The 1,835-nt window shown below is 75.6% G+C and carries 1 protein-coding gene; it reads left to right on the forward strand.

The window, feature by feature from the left end; all coding sequences use genetic code 11:
* Window positions 1-83: 83 nt before the first annotated feature.
* Window positions 84-1,409, forward strand: coding sequence for an SWF or SNF family helicase (locus tag ACQKIP_RS46450; RefSeq protein WP_427745764.1), 1,326 nt, complete (start codon window positions 84-86; stop codon window positions 1,407-1,409).
* Window positions 1,410-1,835 lie beyond the last annotated feature (426 nt).

The raw sequence follows: 1,835 nt of genomic DNA on the forward strand, positions 1-1,835 counted from the left end.
GTCCTCGGTTCCGGCGAGGCGGCGCTGACCGAACTCACCGACGCCGAACTGTCGGACCTGGTGGAGCTGCGAGGGGGGACGCGATGAGCGACATGTACGACGAGACGGACGGCGGCCTGCGGGCAAACGGCCGGCACGGAGAGGGCGCGTACGAGCAGGAGCGCACCTTCGCCGCGCTGCCGCCCGCGCACGGTCGGGGCTTCGCGCAGAGCTGGTGGGGCCATGCCTGGCTGAAGGCGCTCGAGGACACGGCACTGGACCTCGCGCAGCTCAAGGCCGGCCGCAGGCTCGCGCGTGCGGGAGCCGTCGGCGCGGTATCGGTGCGCCCCGGCCGGATCACGGCGGTCGTCAAGGACCGCCACGGCACCCCGCACCGCTCCGACGTGCTGCTGCAGCGGCTCGGCGAGGACGACTGGGACCGCTTCCTGGGCATGGCCGTCGAGCGGGCGGGGCACATCGCGGCGCTGCTGGACCGCGAGATGCCGCCGCATCTCGTGGAGGACGCATCGGCGGCGGGCGTCGAACTCCTGCCCGGCATCGGCGATCTGGAGCCGCAGTGCGACTGTGACGCGTGGGACCACTGCGGGCACACCGCCGCGCTCTGCTACCAGGTGGCCCGGCTGCTCGACCAGGATCCGTTCGTGCTGTTCCTGATGCGCGGCCGCGGCGAGCGCGAGCTCCTCGACGAGCTGCAAGTACGCAGCGTGGCGCAGGCGGAGGCCGAGGAGGCGCCCGCGGACGAGGAGGAGGGGGCCCTGGAGGGCGTGGACGCCGGCGAGGCGTACGCACAGGGAGCGATCCTGCCCCCGCTGCCCGATCTGCCTGCGCTGCCGCCTGAGCCGGGTCTGCCGCCCTCCCTCGACACGGAGGCGGAGCCCGCGCCCGGTCTCGACGTGACGGCACTGGAGTTCCTGGCGGCGCAGGCGGCTGCGGAGGCGCACCGGATGCTGGCCGAGGCCCTCTCCCCCGGGCACGAACGCCAGCCGCTGGAGGGGGAACTGACGCTGGAGGAGGATGCCGTGCGCCTGGCCGCCACGGCTCCCGCGGCGGTGAGCGCGCGTCTGTCGACCGCCGCCCGCCGCGGGCGGGACGGGCTCGCGCTCGCCGTGCGGGCCTGGGGCTACGGAGGTCCGGCAGCGCTGGCCGTCCTGGAGGAGGAGTGGGCCCCCGAGGCGGAGGCGCTGGCACGCGCGCGTGCGGCGCTGGACGCGGCCTGGGACGAGGACGAGCGGCCGCGGCTGCGTGCGGCCCGCAACCGCTGGACCGTCATCGGCGGCGATGCTCAGCTGCGGCACGGGAGCGACGGGCGCTGGTGGCCCTACCGCAAGGAGCGCGGGCGCTGGGCGCCTGCGGGCCCCGCGGCCCACGACCCCGCGACGGCACTGGCCGTGGCAACCGGCGGCGAGTAGCGCGGGCGGGTCCGGTGCGGGCTTCCTGCACGTCTGCACCGGACCGCACGTCCGCACCGGACCTCCGACTCGCACCGGACCTCCGACTCGCACCGGACCTCCGGTCCGCCGGGACCACGCACGCAAACACCAGCCGCAGCCACCGGCACAGGCAGGCCTGCGCGCCCCCTGCGCCTTCGCGCCCCCGGAAGCGCGCCTCCCGGCCGCAATACGCGCCGCGGCCACCGGCGCATCCGTGCCGCGCACGCTCACGCCGGGAACACCGGCGCGGGCACTCCCCCTGACCAGCGATTGAGCGCGGCCATGACATCCGCTAGTGTGGATCACACCGGATCAGGGGGACGCCGACCGCGACTGGCCTTCCCCGCCCCACAGGGCCCGGAGTGCATGAGAGCGTCAGCGCGATCCGTGCGAAAGGGGACGAGG

It is taken from the genome of Streptomyces sp. NPDC059900 (assembly GCF_050270335.1).
Lineage (GTDB): Bacteria > Actinomycetota > Actinomycetes > Streptomycetales > Streptomycetaceae > Streptomyces.

Bases quoted from the DNA above. Each gene is read 5' to 3' on its own strand.
- ACQKIP_RS46450 (WP_427745764.1), top strand. From the start codon at position 84: ATGAGCGACATGTACGACGAGACGGACGGCGGCCTGCGGGCAAACGGC.